Genomic DNA, 2,743 nt, shown 5'->3' on the forward strand with positions numbered 1-2,743 from the left:
CGTAGACGCGCAGCTCACCGGCGCTGGTGGAGGTCCACTGCTGGTTGGCCTGGCCGTTGCAGTCCCAGATCTGCGCCTGCGCGCCGTTGGCCTGCGACGCCCCGCTGACATCCAGGCACCGCCCGGAGCCCACACCCTTGAGGGCGCTGGTGCTGCCCGACGGCGACGACGGCGACGGCGACGGGGAGGGTGTCGACGTGCCGTTCCGGGGCCCGGCGGAGGCCATCACGGACTGGGCGCCCGACGGCCACTGCCCGTTGGTGACGGTCACGTTGTTGTTGACGACGTTGCCGCGGTCGCCGTTGGTGATGTTGGTGCTGCCGTTGGTCGACCAGTTGCCGGTGACGGTGAAGTTGCCCATGTTCTCACCGCCCCAGTAGTTGGCGGTGGCCCAGGTGCCGGTGTTGGAGAAGACGTTGTTCCTGACGGTGTAGTACTTGGAGCCCTCATCGAAGTAGAGCCCGAACCAGCCGTTGGTCCGCAGGCAGTAGTTGTCGCTGATCAGCGCGTTCGGGTTCCACGACAGCGTGTAGATGCATCCGCCGTCGGTCATCTGCTGCATGACGTCGTGCACGTAGTTGCCGACGAGCTTGTTGCCCGAGGCCGTGGTGGGCGTGGTGTAGCGCGGCTGGTAGTTGTACAGACCCCGGTTGGCGTACTGAGTGCTGCCGCCGGGCTCGTTGGCGCCCCACCCGTAACCGATCGACATGCCGGTGTAGGGCATGTTGTAGACCTCGTTGTGGGACACGTCGGTCGTGGTGACGTAGGTGGTCAGGACCGAGACGATGCCCCGGTAGTCCAGCCCGAGGTCGTGGATGCGGTTGTCGGTGATGGTGATGTTGCGGTTGACCATCCGCTGGTCGCTGGGGTGGTGGGCGTCGGCGCGCACGCCGCCGACCACGACGCCGCCGGCCGAGCTGCGGGCGATCTCCGACCGGGTGACCGTGATGTCGCTGGCGCCCAGGCCGACTCCGCTGGCGTGGGCGTTGGCGTCGTTGCCGATGCCCACGGCCGTCTGTCCCAGGTTGAGGAACTGTGAGTCGGTGAAGGTGATGTGGTCGGCCGCCGACACCTGCACCGCCGCGGGCATCTGGAACCAGTTCGGGCGGGTGGCCTCGAACTGCTGGCAGCCCTCCTGACACGAGCTGGGCAGGTCGGACGGCCAGTTCCAGTTGCCCGCGATGTAGGCGCCGGTCTGCTGGTCGGCGAAACCCTGGTTGCTGCTGGGCCCCAGCCAGCTGGTGCCGGTGAAGGTGATCCCCTTGAAGGTGATGTGGTGCGCGGGCGCGTCGTAGGTGCCCCCGACGTTCACCAGGGACTGCAGCACCGGCAGCTCCACGCTGGTGCTGCTCATGTTCTGCCCCGCCAGGGGGATGTAGGACAGCACCCCGGTCCCGGGGTTGATGTACCACTCACCCGGCGCGTCGAGGAACTCGTACGCGTTTTCGAGGTAGAGCGGGCCCGCCCGGTGCGGGCTGGTGAACACGTCGTACCCGAAGATGTTGTTGTTCCAGCTGGGCTGCTGCATCGTGATGAAGTTGCCGCTGATGCTCTGTACCCGCACGTACCGGTCGGTGAACGAACCGATGCTCTCCAGCTCGACCCTGTTCTGGCCGGCCAGGTTGTTCAGATAGCTCAACGCGCTGCTGCTGAACCTCAAACCGGTGCCGGTCGCGGTGAAGTCGGACCGGTTCACCTGAGTACGCGCGCGCGTGGCGAGGGCGCCGTTGACGTACAGCTGCCGGGTGTCGATCCCGGCGCCGACGTTGGCCTGCCAGATGTTCTTCGCCTGGTTGGCGAGCGTCCAGCCGGTCACCGCCCGGGCGCCGCTGATGACGGGATGCGCCGACGGGGCCGCCTGCCACACCACCTGATATCCGTTGCTGCCCGAGTCGGCCGCGCTCAGCCGCAACGGCGCCGACAGCCGGTACACCCCGTCGGCCAACTCGACGACGATGTCACCGGACATCGCCCCGTTCAACGACCGCACCGCCGTCTGCGCCCCCGACAGCGAACACGGCTGAGCCGACGAACAGGTGCTGCCGGTGCCCGAAGGCGAAACGTACAAGGTCGTGGTGGCGGCACGGGCTGCCGTGGCCGATACGACGACTGTCATCGCGGCGGTCAGCGCCGCGATGACGAGACCAACCAGAAGCGGCCTCAACACCGCGACAGGTGGGTACGGATGCTCAATTCGATCGGTCACGTGCTTCTCCATGGTGGTGCGGTCCTCACGTGCCACCAGGAGGGACCGGGTGGAGTGAGGTGATGGAAGCCGACGTGGCCGACCACGGTGCGGAGGCATGCGGCACGCCTCCACACACCCGCCGTGTGGTCCAGCCGCAGGGGCCCGGAAGAAGCGTCCTCCGGGTGCTCAGCTACCAATTACGGTGCGAGCACCGAGGCCCGTCAAGACCTTAAGAACACTTAATTTTCACGGCAGGCATGTAAACGTCATCTCGTTGTAACGACCAGAAGTCTCTGATCAGCGGAAATCCGCACGGGCATTCCCGCGCGGGCGGACCGCCTCGTGTGAATGTTTCGTACTCACGATGCCACGTCCCGGACAGCCTGCGGGTGACATGGCCCGCAGAGTCATACTTTTACTGCGATCGTGAGGAGGAAGCACGGTGACCGACACCCAGCGTGAGGGCGGATACCGGCCGGGCTATGAGGTGGCGGCCGAGCAGGTGCTGGAGCTCATCGCCCGGCTGGGCCTGCGACCGGGCGACCGCATGCCGAC

1 protein-coding gene is annotated in these 2,743 nt (G+C 66.6%); it reads right to left on the reverse strand.

Features of this window, described 5'->3' with window-relative positions; all coding sequences use genetic code 11:
* Positions 1-2,206 (reverse strand): RICIN domain-containing protein (locus FH610_RS45010; protein ID WP_240809538.1); only part of this gene is annotated, 2,206 nt, incomplete at its 3' end.
* Positions 2,207-2,743: the final 537 nt, after the last annotated feature.

Origin of the sequence: Microbispora catharanthi, assembly GCF_006334915.2 — a bacterium.
Lineage (GTDB): Bacteria > Actinomycetota > Actinomycetes > Streptosporangiales > Streptosporangiaceae > Microbispora > Microbispora catharanthi.